The organism is Devosia sp. 1635 (genome assembly GCF_013185955.1).
Lineage (GTDB): Bacteria > Pseudomonadota > Alphaproteobacteria > Rhizobiales > Devosiaceae > Devosia.
Genome location: NZ_JABAOM010000001.1, coordinates 546449 through 566439, shown reverse-complemented (window position 1 = coordinate 566439; position 19991 = coordinate 546449). Strand labels below are relative to the sequence as shown.

At 63.9% G+C, this 19991-nt stretch carries 18 protein-coding genes; 7 read left to right on the top strand and 11 right to left on the bottom strand.

The window, feature by feature from the left end; translation table 11 throughout:
- Position 1 precedes the first annotated feature (1 nt).
- From HRU92_RS02810 to HRU92_RS02795, 4 genes are all read right to left on the bottom strand, one after another.
- On the bottom strand, positions 2-1237 hold the full coding sequence (locus HRU92_RS02810) for a cyclopropane-fatty-acyl-phospholipid synthase family protein (protein WP_173087534.1): 1236 nt from the start codon (positions 1235-1237) through the stop codon (positions 2-4).
- Between the two features lie 145 nt (positions 1238-1382).
- Entirely contained in the window at positions 1383-3173 is a 1791-nt protein-coding gene (recJ, locus tag HRU92_RS02805; RefSeq protein ID WP_172122919.1) for a single-stranded-DNA-specific exonuclease RecJ, read from the bottom strand.
- A 126-nt stretch (positions 3174-3299) separates the two neighbouring features.
- On the bottom strand, positions 3300-4283 hold the full coding sequence (gene glpX, locus HRU92_RS02800; RefSeq protein WP_172122918.1) for a class II fructose-bisphosphatase: 984 nt from the start codon (positions 4281-4283) through the stop codon (positions 3300-3302).
- 41 nt (positions 4284-4324) lie between these two features.
- Entirely contained in the window at positions 4325-5665 is a 1341-nt protein-coding gene (locus HRU92_RS02795; protein ID WP_248305319.1) for a homoserine dehydrogenase, read from the bottom strand.
- Positions 5666-6167: 502 nt separating this feature from the next.
- On the opposite strand from HRU92_RS02795, the gene HRU92_RS02790 reads away from it, so the two are divergent.
- The 5 genes from HRU92_RS02790 to HRU92_RS02770 all read left to right on the top strand — a co-directional run bounded on the left by HRU92_RS02790 (position 6168) and on the right by HRU92_RS02770 (position 8891).
- Positions 6168-6557: an AtpZ/AtpI family protein gene (locus HRU92_RS02790; RefSeq protein WP_127752554.1), complete on the top strand. Its 390-nt coding sequence runs from the start codon at positions 6168-6170 to the stop codon at positions 6555-6557.
- A 25-nt stretch (positions 6558-6582) separates the two neighbouring features.
- Positions 6583-7359: a F0F1 ATP synthase subunit A gene (locus HRU92_RS02785; protein WP_127752553.1), complete on the top strand. Its 777-nt coding sequence runs from the start codon at positions 6583-6585 to the stop codon at positions 7357-7359.
- Between the two features lie 61 nt (positions 7360-7420).
- A complete protein-coding gene (locus HRU92_RS02780; RefSeq protein ID WP_127752552.1) occupies positions 7421-7648 on the top strand; it encodes a F0F1 ATP synthase subunit C in 228 nt (75 codons plus the stop codon).
- A 101-nt stretch (positions 7649-7749) separates the two neighbouring features.
- Positions 7750-8400, top strand: a complete 651-nt coding sequence (locus HRU92_RS02775) for an ATP F0F1 synthase subunit B (protein WP_173087532.1) — start codon at positions 7750-7752, stop codon at positions 8398-8400.
- Positions 8401-8405: 5 nt separating this feature from the next.
- Positions 8406-8891: an ATP F0F1 synthase subunit B gene (locus HRU92_RS02770; protein WP_127752550.1), complete on the top strand. Its 486-nt coding sequence runs from the start codon at positions 8406-8408 to the stop codon at positions 8889-8891.
- An 842-nt stretch (positions 8892-9733) separates the two neighbouring features.
- Here HRU92_RS02770 and HRU92_RS02765 read toward each other — a convergent pair.
- Complete coding sequence (locus HRU92_RS02765; RefSeq protein ID WP_172122915.1) at positions 9734-10948, bottom strand: LL-diaminopimelate aminotransferase; 1215 nt, start codon at positions 10946-10948, stop codon at positions 9734-9736.
- A 412-nt stretch (positions 10949-11360) separates the two neighbouring features.
- On the opposite strand from HRU92_RS02765, the gene HRU92_RS02760 reads away from it, so the two are divergent.
- On the top strand, positions 11361-12665 hold the full coding sequence (locus tag HRU92_RS02760; RefSeq protein ID WP_172122914.1) for a glycosyltransferase: 1305 nt from the start codon (positions 11361-11363) through the stop codon (positions 12663-12665).
- 65 nt (positions 12666-12730) lie between these two features.
- Here HRU92_RS02760 and HRU92_RS02755 read toward each other — a convergent pair whose 3' ends face one another.
- From HRU92_RS02755 to HRU92_RS02740, 4 genes are all read right to left on the bottom strand, one after another.
- Positions 12731-13369: an SdpI family protein gene (locus HRU92_RS02755; protein WP_172122913.1), complete on the bottom strand. Its 639-nt coding sequence runs from the start codon at positions 13367-13369 to the stop codon at positions 12731-12733.
- Positions 13370-13800: 431 nt separating this feature from the next.
- Positions 13801-14283 (bottom strand): 30S ribosomal protein S9, encoded by a 483-nt coding sequence (rpsI, locus tag HRU92_RS02750; protein ID WP_127752546.1) that lies wholly within the window; start codon positions 14281-14283, stop codon positions 13801-13803.
- Complete coding sequence (gene rplM, locus HRU92_RS02745; protein ID WP_127752545.1) at positions 14283-14747, bottom strand: 50S ribosomal protein L13; 465 nt, start codon at positions 14745-14747, stop codon at positions 14283-14285. The genes rpsI and rplM overlap by 1 nt, the downstream gene beginning before the upstream one ends.
- A gap of 149 nt (positions 14748-14896) precedes the next feature.
- Positions 14897-16024: a COX15/CtaA family protein gene (locus HRU92_RS02740; RefSeq protein ID WP_349236683.1), complete on the bottom strand. Its 1128-nt coding sequence runs from the start codon at positions 16022-16024 to the stop codon at positions 14897-14899.
- 79 nt (positions 16025-16103) lie between these two features.
- Between HRU92_RS02740 and HRU92_RS02735 the strand changes: the two genes are divergently transcribed.
- Complete coding sequence (locus tag HRU92_RS02735) at positions 16104-16313, top strand: DUF2842 domain-containing protein (protein WP_173087530.1); 210 nt, start codon at positions 16104-16106, stop codon at positions 16311-16313.
- Here HRU92_RS02735 and HRU92_RS02730 read toward each other — a convergent pair.
- Positions 16310-17344 (bottom strand): polysaccharide deacetylase family protein, encoded by a 1035-nt coding sequence (locus HRU92_RS02730; protein WP_173087528.1) that lies wholly within the window; start codon positions 17342-17344, stop codon positions 16310-16312. The genes HRU92_RS02735 and HRU92_RS02730 overlap by 4 nt on opposite strands.
- A gap of 8 nt (positions 17345-17352) precedes the next feature.
- The gene (locus tag HRU92_RS02725; protein WP_173087526.1) at positions 17353-19887 is read right to left on the bottom strand and encodes a GumC family protein; all 2535 of its coding nucleotides are present in this window, start codon (positions 19885-19887) and stop codon (positions 17353-17355) included.
- Positions 19888-19991 lie beyond the last annotated feature (104 nt).

Genomic DNA, 19991 nt, shown 5'->3' with positions numbered 1-19991 from the left:
CTCAGGCCGGACGGCGGTACTGGTAGATTCCAACATCGATGCAGCCCTCGGTGAAGCCCGCCTCGCAGTAGCTGAGGTAATAGATCCATTTGCGGCGGAAATGCTCGTCATAGCCGAGCGGGGCGATCATGGGCCAACGCTCAAGGAACCGCTCGCGCCAAAGCCGCAGGGTGCGAGCATAAGAAAGGCGGAAGGTTTCCACCTGTTCGAGCACAAGGCCGTGCTGCTCGCCGCATTCGCGCATCGCCGTCTTGGTCAGCAGCATGCCGCCGGGGAAGATATAGCGCTGGATGAAATCGGGCCCGCTGCTATAGCCGGCAAAATCGGCCTCATCGATGGTGATGGCCTGAATGGCGGCGGTGCCGCCGGGCTTGAGCCGGTCATGGACCGTCTGGAAGTAGCTCGGCCAGTGTTCCTGCCCGACCGCTTCGATCATTTCGATCGAGCCGATATGGTCGAACTGGCCGGTGGTGTTGCGATAATCCTCGAAATGAAGCTTGGCGCGGTTGTCGAGCCCCTGGCGGCGCAGGCGCTCCTGGCCGAAGCGCAGCTGTTCGGCGGAAAGAGTGATGCCGCGCAGATTGGCGCTATAGTCTCGCGCGACGGTTTCGGCAAAGCCGCCCCAGCCACAGCCGATTTCCAGAACGCTCGAGCCGGGGGTGATGCCGGCCATGTCGGCGACGCGGTGATATTTGGCGAGCTGGGCTTCCTCGAGACTTTGGTCCCCGGAGGTAAAGACCGCCGAGGAATAGGTCATGGAGGGATCGAGCCACTGGCCGTAGAAGTCATTGCCGAGGTCATAGTGCTCGGCGATGTTCTGCTTGGAGCCATCGAGCGTGTTGCGGCGCGAGAGATGATAATGCAGATCGCCGGCCGCCTTGCGGAAGATGCCGGGATTGGCGCGCTGAATGATATCGCGGTTCTGCAGAAAGAAGCGGAACAAGGCGGTAAGGTCATCGACCTCGATGTCGCCATTCATATAGGCGGCGGCAAACCCAACCGTGCCGCGCTGCATCGATTCGCTCAGAACCCGGAAATTGTTGAGGCGCAGCACGGCATGAAGCCCGGTGGCCGGATTGCCCAGGGTTCGTGTGCGGCCATTGGGGAAGATGATCGTGACGCCGCCATGCCGGGGCGCGTTGACGACGCGGGAGCCGATTTGCTCGACGGCCCAGGACAGTATCGCCGTCAGAGGTTTGCTGCCGGCGGCGGTATTCGTGACTGCAGTTTTACGCATAAACGCTTGCCCAGCTACCTGGCAGCGCTGCAGAGCGACTGCCCCGAGATAGAACCCCCTCCCTGGCGCGCTGTCGGCAGTGCGACAAAGAGGCCCATGCGCTTAATTTACGCAGCCCACAAGCAGATGCAAGCCTCAGTTCACCTCACGGGGCAGGCACGGCTAGATCGGTGAGGCGAAACTGCACCTGTTCGCGGCCCTGATAATGGTCGATCGAAAGCCCGCCGGCAAAATGCAGCGGGCGATCGGTATTGCCAAGCAGGGCATCGCCGATCGGGGTGCCCGCAGCACGAAAGGCAATGGCCTTGAGCCGGGCGCCATCGCCCGAGGTCAGTGAAAAGCTGACATGGCCGCCCTTGCCGACAACCTGGGCGAACTTGGCGCGATGGGCTGGAAAGGCAAAGAGGGGCGAAGGATTGCCGGCGCCAAATGGCCCTGCCCGCTCGACTTCATGCACAAGTTCAAGCGTGGCGCCGCGGCTGGTGAGCGCGGCATCCACCGGCAGGCTCGTGGCGCGGCGGGCGGTGCCCACAGCGGACCCCAGCGCTTCAAAAAGGAAGGAGCGGAAGGGGCCGAGCTGGCCGGGGCGGATGGTGACGCCGGCTGCCATGGCATGGCCGCCACCCTTGGGGATGAGGCCGGTTTCCACCGCTTCGATCACGGCACGCCCCAGATCGACGCCGGGCATGGAGCGACCCGAGCCGGTGCCAGAGCCATCGGGCTGGAGCGCAATGGCAAAGGCGGGGCGCTCGAAACGCTCGCGCAGGCGGGCGGCAACGAGGCCGACAATACCGGGGTGCCAGGCGGCGGAAGCCAGCACTAGCACCGGCGGGCCCTCGCCAGTGCCGATCTCAAGCTCGGCGACGCGCGTGGCTTCTTCCACTGCTTCGATCTCGATGCGCTGGCGTTCATTGTTGAGCTCATCGAGCCGGGCAGCGATGGCAAGGGCGTGATGCTCGTCGGTGAGGGTCAAGAGCTCGGTGCCGAGCGCGGCATTGCCGATGCGCCCGCCCGCATTGATGCGGGGGCCGATCAGAAAGCCGAGGTGGTAGGGATTGAGCGGACCGTTCACTCGGGCGGCGAGCGCGAGGGCGGCAATGCCCAGATTGTCGCCGCGACGCGCGATCTGGAGCCCGCGCACCACAAAGGCGCGGTTGAGGCCCACCAAGGGGACCACGTCGCAAACAGTGGCGAGAGCGACGAGATCAAGGAGGCGCATCAGGTCAGGCAGACCGGTATGGCCGCGCGAGCGCAAGAGGCGATTGACGCCAACCAGCACCATGAAGGTGACGCCGGCGGCGCAGAGATAGCCAAGGCCCGAAATGTCGTCGGGACGGTTGGGGTTCACGAGGGCGGTAGCGGGCGGCAAATCGTGGTCGGAGAGATGGTGGTCGATCACCAGGACATCGACGCCGCGATTGCGGGCATGGGCGATGGGGGCGTCGCTGGTGGTGCCGCAATCGAGGGTGATGATGAGGCACGCGCCGCCATCGATCAGCTTGTCCATGGCCGCGATATTGGGACCATAGCCTTCAAAGATGCGATCGGGAATGTGCACCTCGGGAGCGGCGCCGAAATGGTGGAGGAACCGGGCCATGAGGGCGCAGGAGCAGGCGCCATCCACGTCGTAATCGCCGAACAGGGCGACGGGCTCGCCCGCCTCGATTGCCGCGACGATGCGCTCGGCCAAGGCGTCCATATCGGTGAGGGTCGACGGGTCAGGCAGCAGCTCGCGCACGGTGGGCTCGAGATGCTTTTCGGCGCCATCGAGACCCACGCCGCGCGCGGCGATGATGCGCGCGAGGATTTCGGAAATGCCGGTGCGCTGGCCGATGGCAGTGGCAATGCGCGTGGTGTTGGGATCGAGGCGATCAACCCAGGCGCGGCCGGACAGGGAACGGGAAACGTCGAGAAAGTGGCGGGGAAGCTCCAGCATGGCGCAGAGTTAAGCTATATTAGCGGCAATTTCGAGGGGCGAGCGGCCGGCGCGGCAAAGCGGCCCGTACGCCCGCCCGAGGCGGGAGCAAAGAGCAGACTTTCCGGGTAGCCCGGAAAGTTTGGTTCAACGGGCGTGGCGGGCGCGGATCCAGCGGACGGTCTGGGACCAGGAGCGCATGACGATGGTGGAGGTTTCCACCGCATTGCGGCTGAGGCGGATGCCATCGAGCAAGGTGCCGTCGGTGACGCCGGTGGCGGCAAACAGCACATCGCCCGAGGCAAGTTCGCCCGCATCGTAGATCCGGGCCGGATTGGTGATGCCCATGCGGTGGGCGCGCTCGCGCTTGGCGGGGGTATCGAGAATGAGCTTGCCCTGCATCTGCCCGCCAATGCACCGCAGGGCCGCAGCGGCCAGCACGCCTTCGGGCGCGCCACCGGAGCCGAGATAAATATCGACGCCGGTCTGGTCGGCATTGACGGCGTGGATGACCCCGGCGATATCGCCATCGCTGATGAGCTTGACGGCAACCCCGGCGGTGCGCAGTTCCTCGATCAGCGCGGAGTGGCGAGGCCGGTCGAGCACGATGGCGGTGATTTCGCTCAGCGGTACGCCCTTGGCCTTGGCCAGCGCGGTGACGTTTTCGGTGGCGGTCCAATCGATGTGGACGGTATCGGCGGGATAATCCGAGCCGATGGCGATCTTGTGCATGTAGACATCGCGCGCGACGTTGAGCAGGCCGCCGCGCTCGGCCATGGCGAGGACCACAATCGAATCAGGCTGGTTCTTGGCGCAAAGGGTGACGCCTTCGAGGGGATCGACGGCGATATCGACCTGGGGCCCCGCGCCGGTGCCGACGCGTTCGCCGATGAACAGGCGTTCGCATTCATGCTCTTCGCCTTCGCCGATGACGATACGGCCATCGATGGCAACGGTGGCAAGCTCGTCGCACATGCCCCCGACAGCGGCCTCATCGGCCGCTTGTTCATTGCCCTTGCCGCGCCACTGGGCCGCAGCGATGGCGCCCCGTTCGGTGACGCGAACGAGCTCCAGCGTCAGGCTGCGGTGAAGATTGGCCGGGCTCTCGGCCTCGACCTTGCTTAGTTTCATGCTGGCTCCCCCCGGGCCCTGTTCTTATCCCGGTGGGAGTGTCAGAGCATTTCGATCCGGATCAACTGCGGTTCACCCACTATGAACCCGTCAGCGGCGATCTGCGCAAGCGATTCACGCACATCCGATTCCAAAGTCCGCTGGGTGATCATCACCACAGTGCGGACAGGCGTACCGTCTTCGGCCACAGCCTTAACGCCAAGATCGGACCGTTGAATGACAGAATCGATGGAAATCGAGCGCTCACCCATGCGGGTGGCGATGGCGGCGAGGGCGCCGGGCACGTCCTTGGCGCTGAGGCGGATATAATAGCCGCCCTCATGGGCCCGCATGGGCGCCTGTTTATAGGGCATCAGCTCTTCGGAGGGCACGCCGAGCGGGGGCACGCGGGTGCCGCGGGCGATGTCGAGAATATCAGACAGCACCGAAGCGGCGGTGGGCGGGCCACCGGCGCCGGGGCCGGCCAGGAGCAATTCGTGGACGTGATCGGTTTCGAGCGCGATGGCGTTCATCACCCCGTCGACGCCCGCAATGGCCGAGCCCTTGGGCACGAAAGTGGGGTGCACGCGCTGCTCGATGCCGTCTTCGGTGCGCTGGGCAATGCCGAGGAGCTTGATCTTGTAGCCCAGCTCGGCGGCGACCTTGATGTCGTGCTGGGTGATGCGCGAGATACCTTCCACATGGATCTTGTCGGGGGCGATCTCGTAGCCAAAGCAGAGGGTGGCGAGGATGGAGAGCTTGTGGGCGGTGTCAAAGCCCTCGACGTCAAAGGTCGGATCGGCTTCGGCATAGCCCAGGGCCTGCGCGTCCTTGAGGCAATCGGCAAAGGAAATGGCCTCATTGCCCATGCGGGTGAGGATATAGTTGCAGGTGCCGTTCATGATGCCAAAGACCTTGGCGATGCGGGCCGAGCCCAGGCCTTCACGCAGGGTCTTGATGACGGGAATGCCGCCGGCAACCGCTGCTTCGAAGCCGAGCTGGGCCGAGGATTCTTCGGCAAGGCGCGCGAGGGCGACGCCGTGCTTGGCGAGGAGCGCCTTGTTGGCAGTGACGACGGGGCGGCCGATCTCGAGCGCGGCTTTCACCGCAGCAAAGGCCGGGCCGTCTTCGCCGCCGATCAGCTCGACGAAGAGATCGATGCCGTCGGATTTGGCCAGGGCCACGGGATCGTCGAACCATTCAAGGCCCGAGATATCGATGCCGCGATCGCGCGAGCGGGAACGGGCGGCAACGGCAGTGACGACGATCTGGCGGTTGAGCTTGCGCGTGAGTTCGGCGCCATCGCGCTGCAGGATGCGCACGAGGGTCGCGCCGACATTGCCGAGGCCCGCGACACCGATGCGCAACGGCGGGGCGGTTTCCCCTTCCCCGAATTCCTGCATGGCGCGCAGAATACGGGCGCGGGTTTCGCTGCGCGGTTCACGCCCTTCGCGCAGGTCGAACACAAACAGCGGATCGCCCGCCACCGTGCGCCCGAACCGGGTCGGGGTCCAGCCGCGCGCGGCAATGAAAGATTCAACAGACTGGCGGAAAGACTTGATATCGCTCATGGGCGCGCATCTGCATAGGAAATGACCTAGAGGTCAATAGGAGTTCACCGACGAGCGCTATCGGCGATTGCGCCGGCCAGTCCATAGGCAGGAATGGCGCCGAATGGGAGGCCCGGGTGGGGCACAGAATCTGCCCTGCTCGCCTTAACTTTGCCACACCGGGGACAGGACAGCATGCCGCACCCCTAGGTAAAACCGGAAAGGCTATTATTAACAAGCATTTGCGCCAATTGCAGTGTTCTTGACACCCGTAGGGGGCGCCACTATGTTGCGGCCACTTAGAAAAGGGCGCCCTGCCAAGTGCAGGTTCAAGCCGGCCAAGGGGAAGAGGCGGATGCAAGAGCCGCAAGATACCGAAGGTCGGCCCAGTGCTGCAGGGGTAACGCGCGATCTGGCATTGCGCATTGCCCAGGCCAGGCGGGAACGGGAGCGCGAGGACAACAGAGCCTCGCAGGACCATTCCAGGCAGATGAGCGGACTGGCGCGCGGCATGCGCATCGGCACCGAATTCGTCGCCGCCATCATGGTTGGTACAGGTCTTGGCTACCTGATCGACCTGGGATTGGGCTCAAGCCCCTGGGGCATGCTGATCCTGCTGTTGGTGGGCTTTGCTGCCGGAGTATTCAATGTCATCCGCGTGGTGACGGAAATGAACGCCGCTTCACCGCCTCCGCCGGGCTCCGATATGGGACCCGAGCCGGATGAGGAAGAGCGGATCGATTAGATGATGACGCGCAAGGGGCTCTCCATTGGCCGGTACTGATCCGATCCACCAGTTTGTCATCGAAGACATTTTTCCCATTGCCACGATTGGTGGCGATGGCACCCCCGGCTCGGGGCTGAATATCGCCTTCACCAACTCCTCGCTTTATATGGTGCTGGCAGTGGTGGTGATCACGGGCTTTTTGCTGCTGGCAACGAGCCGGCGCAGCATCATTCCCGGCCGGCTGCAGCTGGTGGCGGAAATGGGCTATGAGTTCATAGCCAATATGCTCAAGAGTTCGGCCGGCACCGAAGGCATGCGCTTCTTCCCCTTCGTGTTCTCGCTGTTTGCCTTCGTTCTGGTGGGCAACCTGTTTGGCATGATCCCCTATGCCTTCACCTTTACCAGCCACATCATCGTGACCTTCGCGCTCGCCATGCTGGTGATCAGCGTGGTGTTCATCTATGGCGTGATGCGCCATGGCCTCAAGTTCTTCAAGCTGTTCGCCCCCGCCGGCATCCCGACCCCGATCCTTTTCATCGTCGTGCCGATCGAAATCGTGTCGTTCCTGTCGCGTCCGATCAGCCTGTCGGTTCGTTTGTTCGGCAATATCCTGGCTGGCCACATCACGCTTAAAGTGTTCACCGGCTTTGTGGTGACGCTGGGTGCCGCCGGGTTCCTTGGCTGGATGGGCGCCATCCTGCCGCTCTTCATGGGCGTTGCCCTGACAGCACTAGAATTCCTCGTGGCAGCAGTGCAGGCCTATGTGTTTGCAGTGTTGACTTCGATGTATCTCAACGACGCGGTTCACCCTTCACACTAGGCGTTGAGTTTTTCCCCGGCGAACCCGCCAACTTCTTTGACCCCTCGAAAGGACTACCCAAATGGACGCTGAAGCCGCAAAGTTCATCGGCGCTGGTATTGCAACCCTCGGTATGGCCGGCGCTGCCCTTGGCGTGTCATCCATCTTCTCGAACTTCCTGACGGGCGCACTGCGCAATCCGTCCGCTGCTCCTTCGCAGGTCGGTAACCTGATCTTCGGTTTCGCCGTGACCGAAGCACTGGGCATCTTCTCGTTCCTGGTCGCCCTGATCCTGCTGTTCGTCGCCTAATCCAAGGCAGCACGACGCTGATGCAGCCGGGGCTCTAGACCCGGCTGCCTTTTCTCGACCGGCCGACCGCCGGTTTCTCCGGATCGAACGGAACCAAGCCGATGGCCACGCAAGCCTTCGCCCAAGAGGCGGAAACACCGAGCGAGCAAAACCTCGACACGGTTATTGATGTCCCCCATGGGGAGCCTGTGGAAGGCGCCACGGGGCATGACCCCGCTGCCGAACACCACGGCACCGAAGTGGGCGCCGATGCCCATGACACCGGCGTGTTCCCGCCCTTCGACCCCGCAACATTCCCCTCACAGCTGTTGTGGCTGGCGATCACCTTCGCCGCGCTCTACCTGCTGATGAGCAAGCTGGCCCTGCCCCGCCTCGGTTCGATTATCGACGAGCGCAAGGCACGGCTGGATGCCGACCTGGCTGCCGCCGATGCGAGCCGCCAGAAAACCGATGCCGCCATCGCTGCCTATGAGGCGGCCCTTGCCGCTGCCAAGAGCAAGGCGCAGGGCATTGCCACCGAAACGCGCGAATCCATCCAGACCGAACTGGCCGCGAAGCGCCAGGCCGTGGAAACCGACCTTGCCGCCCGCATGACTTCGGCCGAGGCGCGCATCGCCCAGACCAAGGCTGCCGCCCTCACCCAGGTCGACGATATCGCCGCCGAAACGGCGCAGACCATCGTCGCCCAGCTCGTGGGCGAAGTTTCGCCTGAAAGCGTTCGCGCTGCAGTCGCCAAAGTTGGCAAGGAGTAAGCAGCATGGAATGGATGGATAACAGCTTCTGGGCCACCGTCGCGCTGGTTCTGTTTTTTGCCGTGGCTGCCTATTTCGGCATTCCCAAAACCATTGCCAAACTACTCGACGGCCGGATCCGGCAGATCGCCGATGAGCTGGAAGCAGCCAAGCGGTTGCGCGAAGAAGCCGCGGCATTGTTGGTGGAATATGAGCAAAAGCGTGTTGCGGCCGAAAGCGAAGCGGAGAGCATCATCGCCACCGCTCGGGAAGACGCCGTGCGCCTGACCAATGAAGCCCAGGCGTCGCTGGCTGAACTTGTCGCCCGCCGCACCAAGACGGTGGAAGACAAGATCGCTCAGGCAGAGGCCCAGGCCATTGCCGAAGTGCGCGCCCGCTCCGCCGATGTTGCCATTGAGGCTGCGCGCGTGGTGCTCACCGACGAGATGAACAATCGGGGCGGCCAGGTAGTCGACCGGGCGATTGCCGATGTGGGTTCGCGGTTGAACTAAGGCTTTTGCGGTTTGAAGTTTGAAGAAGGCGGGTTTTCGGACCCGCCTTTTTTGTTGTTTTGGACCGGGTGGGCAGAAGCCGCGGCTTGGACTCCAGGGCTAAATGCAGGACCAGCGGCTCTTGGGCTTCCCTCCCCCTTGAGGGTGGGGGTGCTGGCTCCTCCGCCCATTGGAGCCCTGTCGGAAGCGCCGGTAACCCATCGTGACCTCCACTCCTATCCATCCACCTGAACCCCCACCCCTGACCCCTCCCCTCAAGGGGGAGGGGAGGCAGGCTGATGGGGTGGTGCAGGATGGTCGATACTGCTGGCGCCCTACAGAGACGCCAGAGAGCGCCCAGGCGCCTGAACCCCCACCCCTGACCCCTCCCCTCAAGGGGGAGGGGGACGGAGGGGCTGGTGGGTGGATATCAGGGGGCGGCCGGTCAGCCTCAGCTCTCGATCGGTAGCTTGGCTTAGTTCGGAACCAGCGGCTCTCGGGCTTCCCTCCCCCTTGAGGGGAGGGATTGAGGGTGGGGGTTCGGGCTCTTCCGCCCAGTGGAGCATTGTCGGAAGCACCGGTTAATCCTAGCGCCTCCCACTGCTGCCGATCGGCCTGAACCCCCTCCCTTGGCCCCTCCCCTCAAGGGGGCGGGGAGGCAGGCTGATGGGGTGGTGCAGGATGGTCGATACTGCTGGTGCCCTACAGACACACCGGGGAGCACCCAAGCGCCTGAACCCCCACCCCTGACCCCTCCCCTCAAGGGGGAGGGGGACGGAGGGGCTGGTGGAGTTAGGCGGACCGAGGGGTTGCGCGTGGGTTAGGTGGGGCGGGAAGTGGATTAACCCCTGCCCTGCCCAAAATCAGGCGGTCAGGGGGACGACGTTGCCGGTGCCGGATTTGGTGCCGAGGAGCTTTTTGATGTTGCGGGCGGCCTGGCGGATGCGTTGTTCGTTTTCGACGAATGCCAGGCGGATATACTGATCGCCATATTCGCCAAAGCCGACGCCAGGGGCCACAGCGACGCCGGTCTCCTGGATCAGCATCTTGGCGAATTCAAGCGAGCCCATATGGGCGTACTGGGCGGGGATGGGCGCCCAGGCGAACATGGTCGCCTTGGGGACCGGGATGTCCCAGCCGGCGCGGGCAAAGCTTTCCACCATGACGTCGCGGCGCGCCTTGTAGATCTTGCGCACTTCCTCGATCACTTCATCGGAGCCGTTGAGGGCGGCGGTGGCGGCGACCTGGATGGGGGTGAAGGCGCCGTAATCGAGATAGGATTTGACGCGCGCAAGGGCGGCGATCAGGCGCTCATTGCCGACGGCGAAACCGACGCGCCAGCCGGGCATGGAATAGGTCTTGCTCATGGAGGTGAACTCGACCGAAATGTCGATGGCGCCCGGGATCTGCAGCACGGAAGGCGGCGGGTCCTTCTCGTCGAAATAGATCTCCGAATAGGCGAGATCGGACAGGATGAAGATGTCGTTGGCGCGGCAGTACTTGACCACTTCGGCGTAAAAATCGAGCGAGGCCGTATAGGCGGTCGGGTTGGCGGGATAGTTCAAGACCAGCGCGATGGGCTTGGGGATGGAGTGGCGCACGGCGCGATCGAGCGAGCGCATGAAATCTTCATTGGGATCGGCCGGCATGGAGCGCACGACGCCGCCGGCCATGATGAAGCCAAAGGAATGAATGGGATAGGTGGGGTTGGGCACCAGCACCACATCGCCCGGGGCGGTAATGGCCGAAGCCATATTGGCAAAGCCTTCCTTGGAGCCAAGGGTGGCGACTACCTGGGTATCGGGGTTGAGCTTGACCCCGAAACGGCGGCCATAATAGCTCGCCTGCGCCTTGCGCAGCCCCGGAATGCCACGGGAGGTGGAATAGCGATGGGTGCGCGGGTCCTTCACCACTTCCTGGAGCTTGTTCACGATGTGCTCGGGGGTGGGCATATCGGGATTGCCCATGCCCAGATCGATGATGTCGACGCCATCGGCGCGCGCCTTGGCCTTGATCGGGTCGATATGGGCAAAAACATAGGGCGGGAGACGGCGGATGCGGTGGAAATCTTCGCTCATGGAATCCTCGGGCGGTCCGGGGTGGGACCTTGCTAGCGACAACGCGCTGGGGCCGCGCAGTCTGCAACAGACTGGCTTATTGTCGCGGAATTATGGTTTGAACAGGGTTAAGCGTTCTCGAAGGGATCGCAGATTTGTTCGGCTCTTCCCGGCCAACACCGTGGCCCAGCGGGAAGAGCTAGCGGGCGTTCGCCGCTGCCCCGACCGTGGCGGCTGCCACGGGACTGCCGGCGAGCAAGGCTCCAACCAATGCAATCATGTGGGGAAACGGCATGACTCTTGCCCTTAAGATGCGACGTAGTTATGAAAACCGGCTAAAGGTTCGTTGTTCATAAATGCTGACCCGGGTATTGTAAATGGTCTGCCGCAGGCCGATTTCCGCACCACATGCAGCGGATGACGAGGTCCAATCTTGAAGCGCATAGCCTTGGTGACGATTGGAACGCAAGGCGACGTTCAACCTTACCTGGCCCTCGCAATCGCCCTGCAGGAGCGCGGTTACGAGACGGTGCTTGGGGCTTCCGAAGAGTTCAAGGACCTGATCGAAAGCCGGGGCGTCGAATTCCATTCCCTCGGACCCTCCATCCAGGCATTTTTGCAGCAATCGCGGTTCGAGAACGCGATGAGCCAATCCATGCTGATCAATGCGCCCGCGCTGTTGCGCCAGGGCCAGCAGATCGTGGACACGGCGGCGCGCCACGCCTGGAATATGTGCCAGGGGTGCGACGCGATCATCATCAACATGAATACCAGCTTTGGCATCGACATTGCCGAAGCGCTCAAGATTCCCGCGATCATGACGGCGCTGCAGCCGCTCAACTCGACCAGCGAGTTTCCGCTCTGCATGTATTATGTGGGCAATGATCTGGGGCCGGCGCTCAACAAGCTGTCCTATACGGCGGCGACCGTGCAGCAGGCCTATTGGAACCTGCCGCGCAACAAGCTGCGGCGCGAGCTGATGGGGCTAGATGCGCGGCTGATGGGCGGGCTGTTCACCAATACCGAAGGCACGCCGCTGACCACGCTTTATGCCTATTCGGAAGCCGTGTCGCCGCGGCCGCGCGACTGGCCCAAGACCGCGCTGGTGACGGGATACTGGCAGCTCAAGACGCATGACGACTGGCACCCCTCCCCCGAGTTCCAGCGGTTCCTGGCTGCCGGGGACGCGCCGGTTTATATCGGCTTTGGCTCCATGCCATTCGGGGCGGAGCGCAATACGCAGATCTTGAAAGAGGCCGTGCGGCTCTGGGGCGGGCGCGCGGTGGTGGCGCGCGGCTGGGGCGGGATCGACCCGTCCGATTTGCCCGACAGCATCTTTGCGTTCGAGAAGGCACCGCATGACAAGCTGTTCCGCTATGTGAGCGGCGTGGTGCATCACGGTGGGGCGGGCACGACCTCGGCGGGGCTGCATCTGGGCCGGCCGACCTTTGTGGTGCCACAGGCGATCGACCAGCCCTATTGGGGGCGCCGGGTTTATGAGCTGGGCTGCGGACCCAAGCCGGTGCGGCTGCGCAAGCTGACGGCCGAAATTTTGGCGGCGGCGCTGCAGGATCTGAGCACCAACGAGACCTATCGGCGCAATGCGGGCGAGATCGCCGAATTACTGCAGGCCGAGGATGGCACTGGCAAGGCGATCGATGTGATCGAGGGCGTGATGACCAACTACAAGCCGGTGCGCACCAAGCCGCGGCGCCCGGCGCTCAAGCTGGTGGGCTGAGGCGCGTTGCGAGACAAAGAAAAAGGGGAGGCAGCGGCCTCCCCTTTTTGTTGATCCCGGGCCTGTTACAGGCGCCGCGTCAGTGCACTGAGCGTCGCGGCCAACAGGGGAACGGCTAGCAGGCTCGCGCCCATGGCCAGAACCAGTGGGCCGGCCCCGGCATCCATCCAGCCGAGCCAGATCAGGAGGCAGGCCAGGGCTACGCAGGACAGGCCGGTGAGGCGGTGGACGAGGCGCCAGGCGCGTTCGGAGGCGATCGGCCAGGGCAGGCGCAAGCCGCGATAGGTGTGGCGCTCAGCCTCGAATAGCACTGCCGCCAGCACGAGCAGGACGCCAGCCAGCACAAAGGCGGTGGCGCGGAAAAAGTCGAGATCGGAGCCGACACCCTGCATCAGGAGGGCAAACTGGCAAGCCGTGGCAATGGCGAGCGCGAGGGTCAGGGCGGGATCGAGGATGTGGCGGGTATCGGCCAATTGCTTATTGGACAGGCGGCGACCGAGCAGCCAGAAGCCGCCCATCAGCGCCAGTTCAACCAGCGGGGCGACCGCCAGGGCGATGTCGCGCGGCCAGGCCCAATCGGCGGTGCTGCCCTGCCAATGGGCCACAAAGACATAGCCCTCGGGCACATGGATGAGGGCGACCCCGGCAATGGCCAGGGTGATGCCAAACAAAAGCAGGTGGAAGCGGGTAACGAGGCTGGGCATAACGCGGGGTCCGGAGGCCCGTCACATATAGGCCGGTGCGGGGAGATGGGAAGTGGGGATGCGGGGCCTTGGTGTTTGAAACCAGGTGGGCAGCGGGGCTCCACTCCGTGGAGGGGCCGGCACCCCCACCCTCTCAGCCATTCGAGCGCAGCTCTCATGGCCTTCTCACCTGAAATCGGTCCACCGGAGCCATTTCACCTGCGGCCGGTTCGAAGCCCCTCAAGGGGGAGGGAGGCGACAGTTCTGGTCGCTGTGCATGGTGACGCCGTTCCATTGGCGGCTCAGGTGCAGGAGCACAATTACCCCCTCCCCGGCCCTCCCCTCAAGGGGGAGGGAGGGCAGGAGCTGAGATGTCTGCGGGAGGAGGCACCGCAATAGAAAAGGGCCGGTTGCCCGGCCCCTTTCGTAGTCGCGAATGAAAAATCCGAAGCTTAGCGCTTGGAGAACTGGAAGGACTTGCGGGCCTTGGCCTTGCCGTACTTCTTGCGTTCGACGACGCGGGCGTCGCGGGTCAGGAAGCCGCCCTTCTTGAGCACGGGACGCAGGTCCGGCTCGAAGAAGTTGAGGGCCTTGGAGATGCCGTGACGAACGGCACCGGCCTGGCCGGACAGACCGCCGCCGGCAACAGTGACGGTGACGTCATACTGGTCGGTGCGTTCGGTCGCGACGATGGGCTGCTTGACGATGAGCTGCAGCACGGGACGAGCGAAATAGGCAGCGAATTCGCGGCCATTGATCACCAGATTGCCCTTGCCCGGCTTGATCCAGACGCGTGCAACGGCGTTCTTGCGCTTGCCGGTGGCATAGGCGCGGCCCTGCGCGTCGAGCTTCTGGACATGGACGGGAGCGGTGTTGACGGCCGGGGCAACAGTGGAAGTGCCAAGGTCTTCAAGAGAGTTGATGGTCTCGGCCATTACTTAGCCCTCACATTCTTGGAGTTCATCGCGGCAACATCGAGCTGCTCGGGAGCCTGAGCCTCGTGGGGATGCTCGGCACCCGAATAGACGCGCAGATTCTTGAGCTGGGCGCGGGTCAGCGGGCCACCAGGCATCATGCGGCGCACGGCGTTCTCCAGAACGCGCTCGGGGAAGCGGCCTTCCAGCAGCTCGCGGGCAGTCCGGTCCTTGATGCCGCCGGGGTAGCCGGTGTGCCAGTAGAAGCGGTGCTGATCGAGCTTGCGGCCGGTCAGCTTCACCTTGTCGGCATTGATGACGATGATGTTGTCACCCATGTCCATGTGAGGCGTGAAAGTGGGCTTGTGCTTGCCGCGCAGACGCGAAGCGATGATGGACGCGAGGCGGCCGACGACCAGCCCTTCGGCGTCGATCAGGAGCCACTTCTTGTCGATCTCGCTCGGTTTTGCCGAGTAAGTGGTCATGTTGATATCCTTAGAAAGCTATGCCTGCCGACGACCACTCAGGAGCGGTTTCCGACATGTTCGAGTGGCCGTGTAGTGGGAGAACGAGCCCCCGTCAAGTACGAATAAAATCGCCAACAGAAACAAGCGCTTACAGACGTGGTATTATATTACCGCATCGATTCTGCAAGACCGACTGAGACGGGGGCAGCCGTGCGCTGGACGCCAGCTGAGCGCGCGGCGCGTAGCAGATCGGCCAAGTATAGCGTTACCGCGCCCGCGAGGATGAACGCCACGGCCTGGTGGGCCACGGCAAGGTCGATCTGCACCTGAGACAGGAGGGTGGAAATGCCCAGGACTACCTGGAGCAGCACGATCACAGCGAGGCGCGGCAGCCAGCGGTGAACGCCGGCAAAGCCCCCTGCCCTCGCCTGCGCCCAAAGCAGCCAGACCATATACAGCACGATGCCGTAGGCGATCATGCGGTGGTTGAACTGAACGGTCAGGTTGTTCTCGAAAAGATTGCGCCAGCCCGGCTGCATGGCCCCAAGGCCGTTGGGAACAAGGGCACCGTCCATGAGAGGCCAAGTATTATAGCCCATGCCGGCATCAAGCCCGGCAACAAAGGCGCCGGCCGCGATCTGGATCATGATGAGAACAAGAAGCAGCCCGGCGCTCCAGAGGTGCTTGGCACTCACCTGCCCCGTTACCGGCCTTGGATCGATGGAGCGGGGCACATAGGTCAGTGCGATCAGCAGTACGCCGGCAGCCGTGAGGTGAGCGGCGAGGCGGTATTGCGACACCGAGGTGAGTTCCGTCAGCCCCGAAGACACCATCCACCAGCCCAGCGCGCCCTGAAAACCACCGAGCAGGAAAAGGCCGAACAGCGGCAGCGCCAGCGTGCGCGGCAGGCGCTTCTGGAACAGGAAAACAACGAAGGGCACAATGAAGAGGAAGCCCAGCACCCGGCCGAGCAGGCGGTGGAACCACTCCCAAAAGAAGATCATCTTGAAGTCGGCCAGCGACATCCAGGTGTTGTTGACCTGATATTGCGGGATCTGCTTGTAGGCTTCGAATTCTGCGAGCCAATCGGCTTCGGTCAGCGGGGGAATGGCGCCGGTGATCGGCTTCCAGCTGGTGATGGACAGGCCCGATTCGGTTAGCCGGGTGATGCCGCCCACAACCACGATCAGCAACACAAAGGCGGCCAGGCCATAAAGCCAGATGCGCACCGGACGCAGGCGATCGGCGGCTGGCGAAATGGCAGGGCTCAGTGCGGCATCGTGGACAAGAGTCACGGGTGTATTCCCGGTATCGTGAAAGGCTGCCGAGTGGTATGCCCGGCCATCCTTTCTCGCAACAGGCGCGTTGCCGCACATGACCCAGCGTAACCGCAAGTTGATCGGCATCGTTTTGCTGCTGGGGTCCATCGTGGCCTGGCTATGGCTTGGCACGGCGATCTATCTGCAACTTCCGCCGGACCTGCATCCGCTGGTGTTGATCGTTTATTTTCTGGTGGTGGGCATGGGCTGGTGCTTGCCGGCCATGGCGATCATCCGCTGGATGGCCAAGCCCGACAGCGCTTAAGCGCCGATCTTGCCCAGCCAGGTGAAGAGCGCCCCGGTGGCAAACACATCCACATAGCGACGGTTTTGGAAGAGGCCATTGAGCGACACGCGTGGGAGCGCGTGGAGCGTCTCGGCGTGGTGCGGGTAAAGCCCGCCCGGCCGGGTGGTGACGCCCGAAGCAAAGCCGAGATCGCGGGCGGCGGCGAATTCGCGCTCCCCAGCCGAGGCCGGGCCCCCGATGGGATAGGACAGATGGATTGGACGGGTGCCGAGGCGTGCGGCAAGGATGTCGGCCGAGCGCGCCATTTCCTGGCTGGCGTCTTCGGGCGGGAGTTTGGCGAGCTCATAATGGTGCACAGTGTGGGCGCCGATGGTGCAAAGCGGGTCGGCCGCAATCGTCGTGAGCTCGGCCCAATCCATGATCAGCGCGCGGCAATGAGCGGCCAGATCAAAGCCGTGGTCGGCGGCGAAACGATGGAGCAGCGCGACGCGGTCGGGCTCGGGCATCTGGCGCATACGCCAGTAGAGGGCATCGTAGGCGGCTTGTTTCTCGGCTGTTGTCAGGGTGTCGCGCGGGGCGGGCTCGTCAGCGATGGCGATGCGGTTATTGGCGGCGATGATGTCCTCGATGGCCTGCCACCAGACATCGCCAGTGCCATCGACCAGGGCGGTGGGTACATAAAGGGTAAAAGGAGCCGCGTGGCGCTCGAGGATGGGCAGCGCGTGGTGGAGATTGTCCTTGTAGGCGTCGTCAAAGGTGAGAACGGCAAAGGGGCGGGTCTTGGCAGGGGCGGCCAGGCGCGCGATGGCCTCATCGAGGGAGACAATGTCGACCCCGAGGTCGCGCAGCCGCTCGATCACGTAGTCGAGGAAGGCGGGCTCGATCTGGAGGATCGCGTTGGGCGAGAAATCGGGTGGGGTTTCGGGCAGGACGCGGTGGAGCGTGAAGATCACGCCCCGCGCGTTCGACAGCGTACGCACAAGGCCCGGTAGCCGGGACAGCCACAAGGCCTCGAACATGACCCGGATGGCGGTGTATTTGAGCGACATGGCGCGGTTCAGGCCGCGACACGTTCTTCGGGGAATGACGCGACTTCCACCAGCCCGAAACCGGCCTCCAGCATCTGTTCGCGGGTTTGCTCGATCTGGTCGACATTGTCGATGGAGGCGGTGACGAGGATAACCCGGCCATCGAGCGCCTCGAACATGGGCAGAGTGGAATTGGGTCCGGCGGGGCCGGTCAGCAGCACCACGACCTCATAGATGTCGCCCAAAGCTTCAACCAGGGTCACGGGCCTGGTGGAGCGGCGATCGAGCATCGGGGACTGGCCCCATGGCACTTCGGCAAAGCTGTTGTCGGCCGATTTGTGCACGACCTCGCCAAAGCTTGCCGCTTCATTGGTCAGATCGGACAGGCCGGGCTCCTCGGTGAGGCGGGCGCTGCCCGCATCAACCAAAGCGACGCTGAGACCCCTAGCAAGGGCGTCGCCCACCAGTTCCTCGGCCATGGCGGCGCTTTCGTCATGACCGGCGAGACCGGCCAAGATCACGAGGCGGGTGCGGCCAAGCGCGAGATCGGCAGCCAGGTCGCTGAAGGCCACGGTGTCGGGCAGTTTTTCATCGCGGTAGTGGAGGCGCGGCGTGTCCAGATGGGATGCGGCATAGGCGTGGGCCAAGGCGTCGGGAATGGTTTGCTGTTCGGGCTCGTCCTCGACCACGAGATCGGGCGCGACATCAAGCAGGGCGCGGCGCAGGCGGGCATGACCGTCTTCGGCGGAAACCTGCTCGGGGGCGGGAACGTCCGCCTCATCTTCGTCGCTCGCAACAGGCTCGGGCTCGGCTTCGTCGGCTGGCGGCGGCGCAGCGAGGACGGGAACCACCACGACGGGCACGAGGGGCTCGGCCTGGGCGACCACGGGAACCTCGATCATGACGGGCTCATCCTCGTCCTCGGCGTCCTCATCCTCATTGTCCTCGGCCTCGTCAGCGAGCGTGACGTGTTCGGGCTCGTCGGCAAAGACGGGCTCGGAATAGCGGTGCAGGGGCTCGTCGGCGTCGATCAGGTGCGCGGCTTCGGGGCCCAGTTCGGCGGTGGCGGGCTCGGGTTCTTCCCAGCGCTGGTCGGGCTCGAGCTCGGCTTCCTGGAAGGGGACCGCGTCGAGCTCATCCTGGTTGCGCTGCACGACGAGGGTGCGCGCGGGGGCGATGGCGCGGCCCGAGATCAGCTCGTTGAAGATGACGAGGCCCAGCTGGAGCAGCAGGGAAGCCAACCCCACCAGGATCAAGGTGAACTGGGTGCGTGGCGAAGAAGGGGTGACGGCGGGAGCGGCCATGGTCACCACCCGCACATCGGGGAGAGTCGAGTTGGTATCAGTGCGCGACGCGGCTTCGCTGTAGCGCTGCAGGTAGCCTTCGAGCAGATTGCGCTGGGCCGCGGCTTCGCGCTGGAGGCTGTCGAGGGTGACGGTGTCCTGGGTCGCGGTGGAGGCCGAGGTCTTGGCGGTGGTGAGATCACCACGGAGCGACGCTTCCACATCAGCTTCGATCTGGGCTTCCGCTTCGAGCGCTTCGGCGACGCGGCGACCCTCAATGGCGATCTGGTTGTTGAGCTCGTTGATCTGGGCGTCGGCGGCGCGGATATTGGGATGGTTGCCGAGCAGGGTCGCCGAAAGCTGGGCCCGCTCGCCCTGGAGGCGCGCCTTTTCCTGGCTGAGCTGCTGGATCACGGCGGAGTCGCGCACATCGGCGACGCCGTCGATGGGCTGGCCGCGCTCCAAGAGGCCGCGAATCAGGGCAGCGCGCGACAGGGCGGCGTTCTTGCGCTCCTGGGCGGCGTTGATCTGGGTCGCAATGGTGGAAAGCTGCTGGTCGACGAGACTGGTATTGTTGTTGCCAACAAAGAGGTCGTTGTCGACTTTGAAATTGGCGACGGCGGCCTCGGCTTCGGTGACGCGGCTGCGCAGTTTCTGGATCTCGGCATCGAGCCAGCCCGATGCCTCGGCGGTGTCGGAAAGAGACAGCTCGGCGCGGCGCGCCACATGGGCCGCGGCAATGGCATTGGCGATATCGGCGGCCCGCTGCGGATCGGTCGAGCGGAAGATCACCGAAATGATGCGCGAGTCGCGCTCCTGGATCACGGTCAGCCGATCATAGATATTGGCCAGGACGGTTTCATCGATGTTGTTGGGGGCGCTGGGGCGGCCCAGCATCTGGGTCAGCATGGCGAGCGGGGAAAAGCCGGCACTGCCCCCATTGAATTCGGCAACCGAGCGCAGACCGAGCTGGTCGATCACGCGCAACAGGGTGTCGCGCGATTTGATCAGTTCGATCTGGCTGGATACGACCCCGGCTTCCGCGCCGGTCACCGAAGGAGCCTGCTCGTTGGCCGAGCGGGTATAGATATTGCTGCGCGGCTCAACCAGGATCCCGGCCGTCGACTCGTAAAGGCGCGGCATGAACATCAGGATGGCAAAGGTTGCGGCGAGCAGCACCAGGGTGACGAGGATGATGCGCGGCAGCCGCCGCAGGACTGCCCCGCTCAGCGCAGCCATATCGATCCGTGCGTCCTGCACGGTTTGCGCCTCATAAGACATCGCCTACCTCGCCCAAGTTCTGCCTTGTTATTGCGCCGGCGTGGTAAGCAATCCGTTAAGCTGCTCGCAAAGCGCGACCGGCAAGCGACGAACTAAGCAAAATC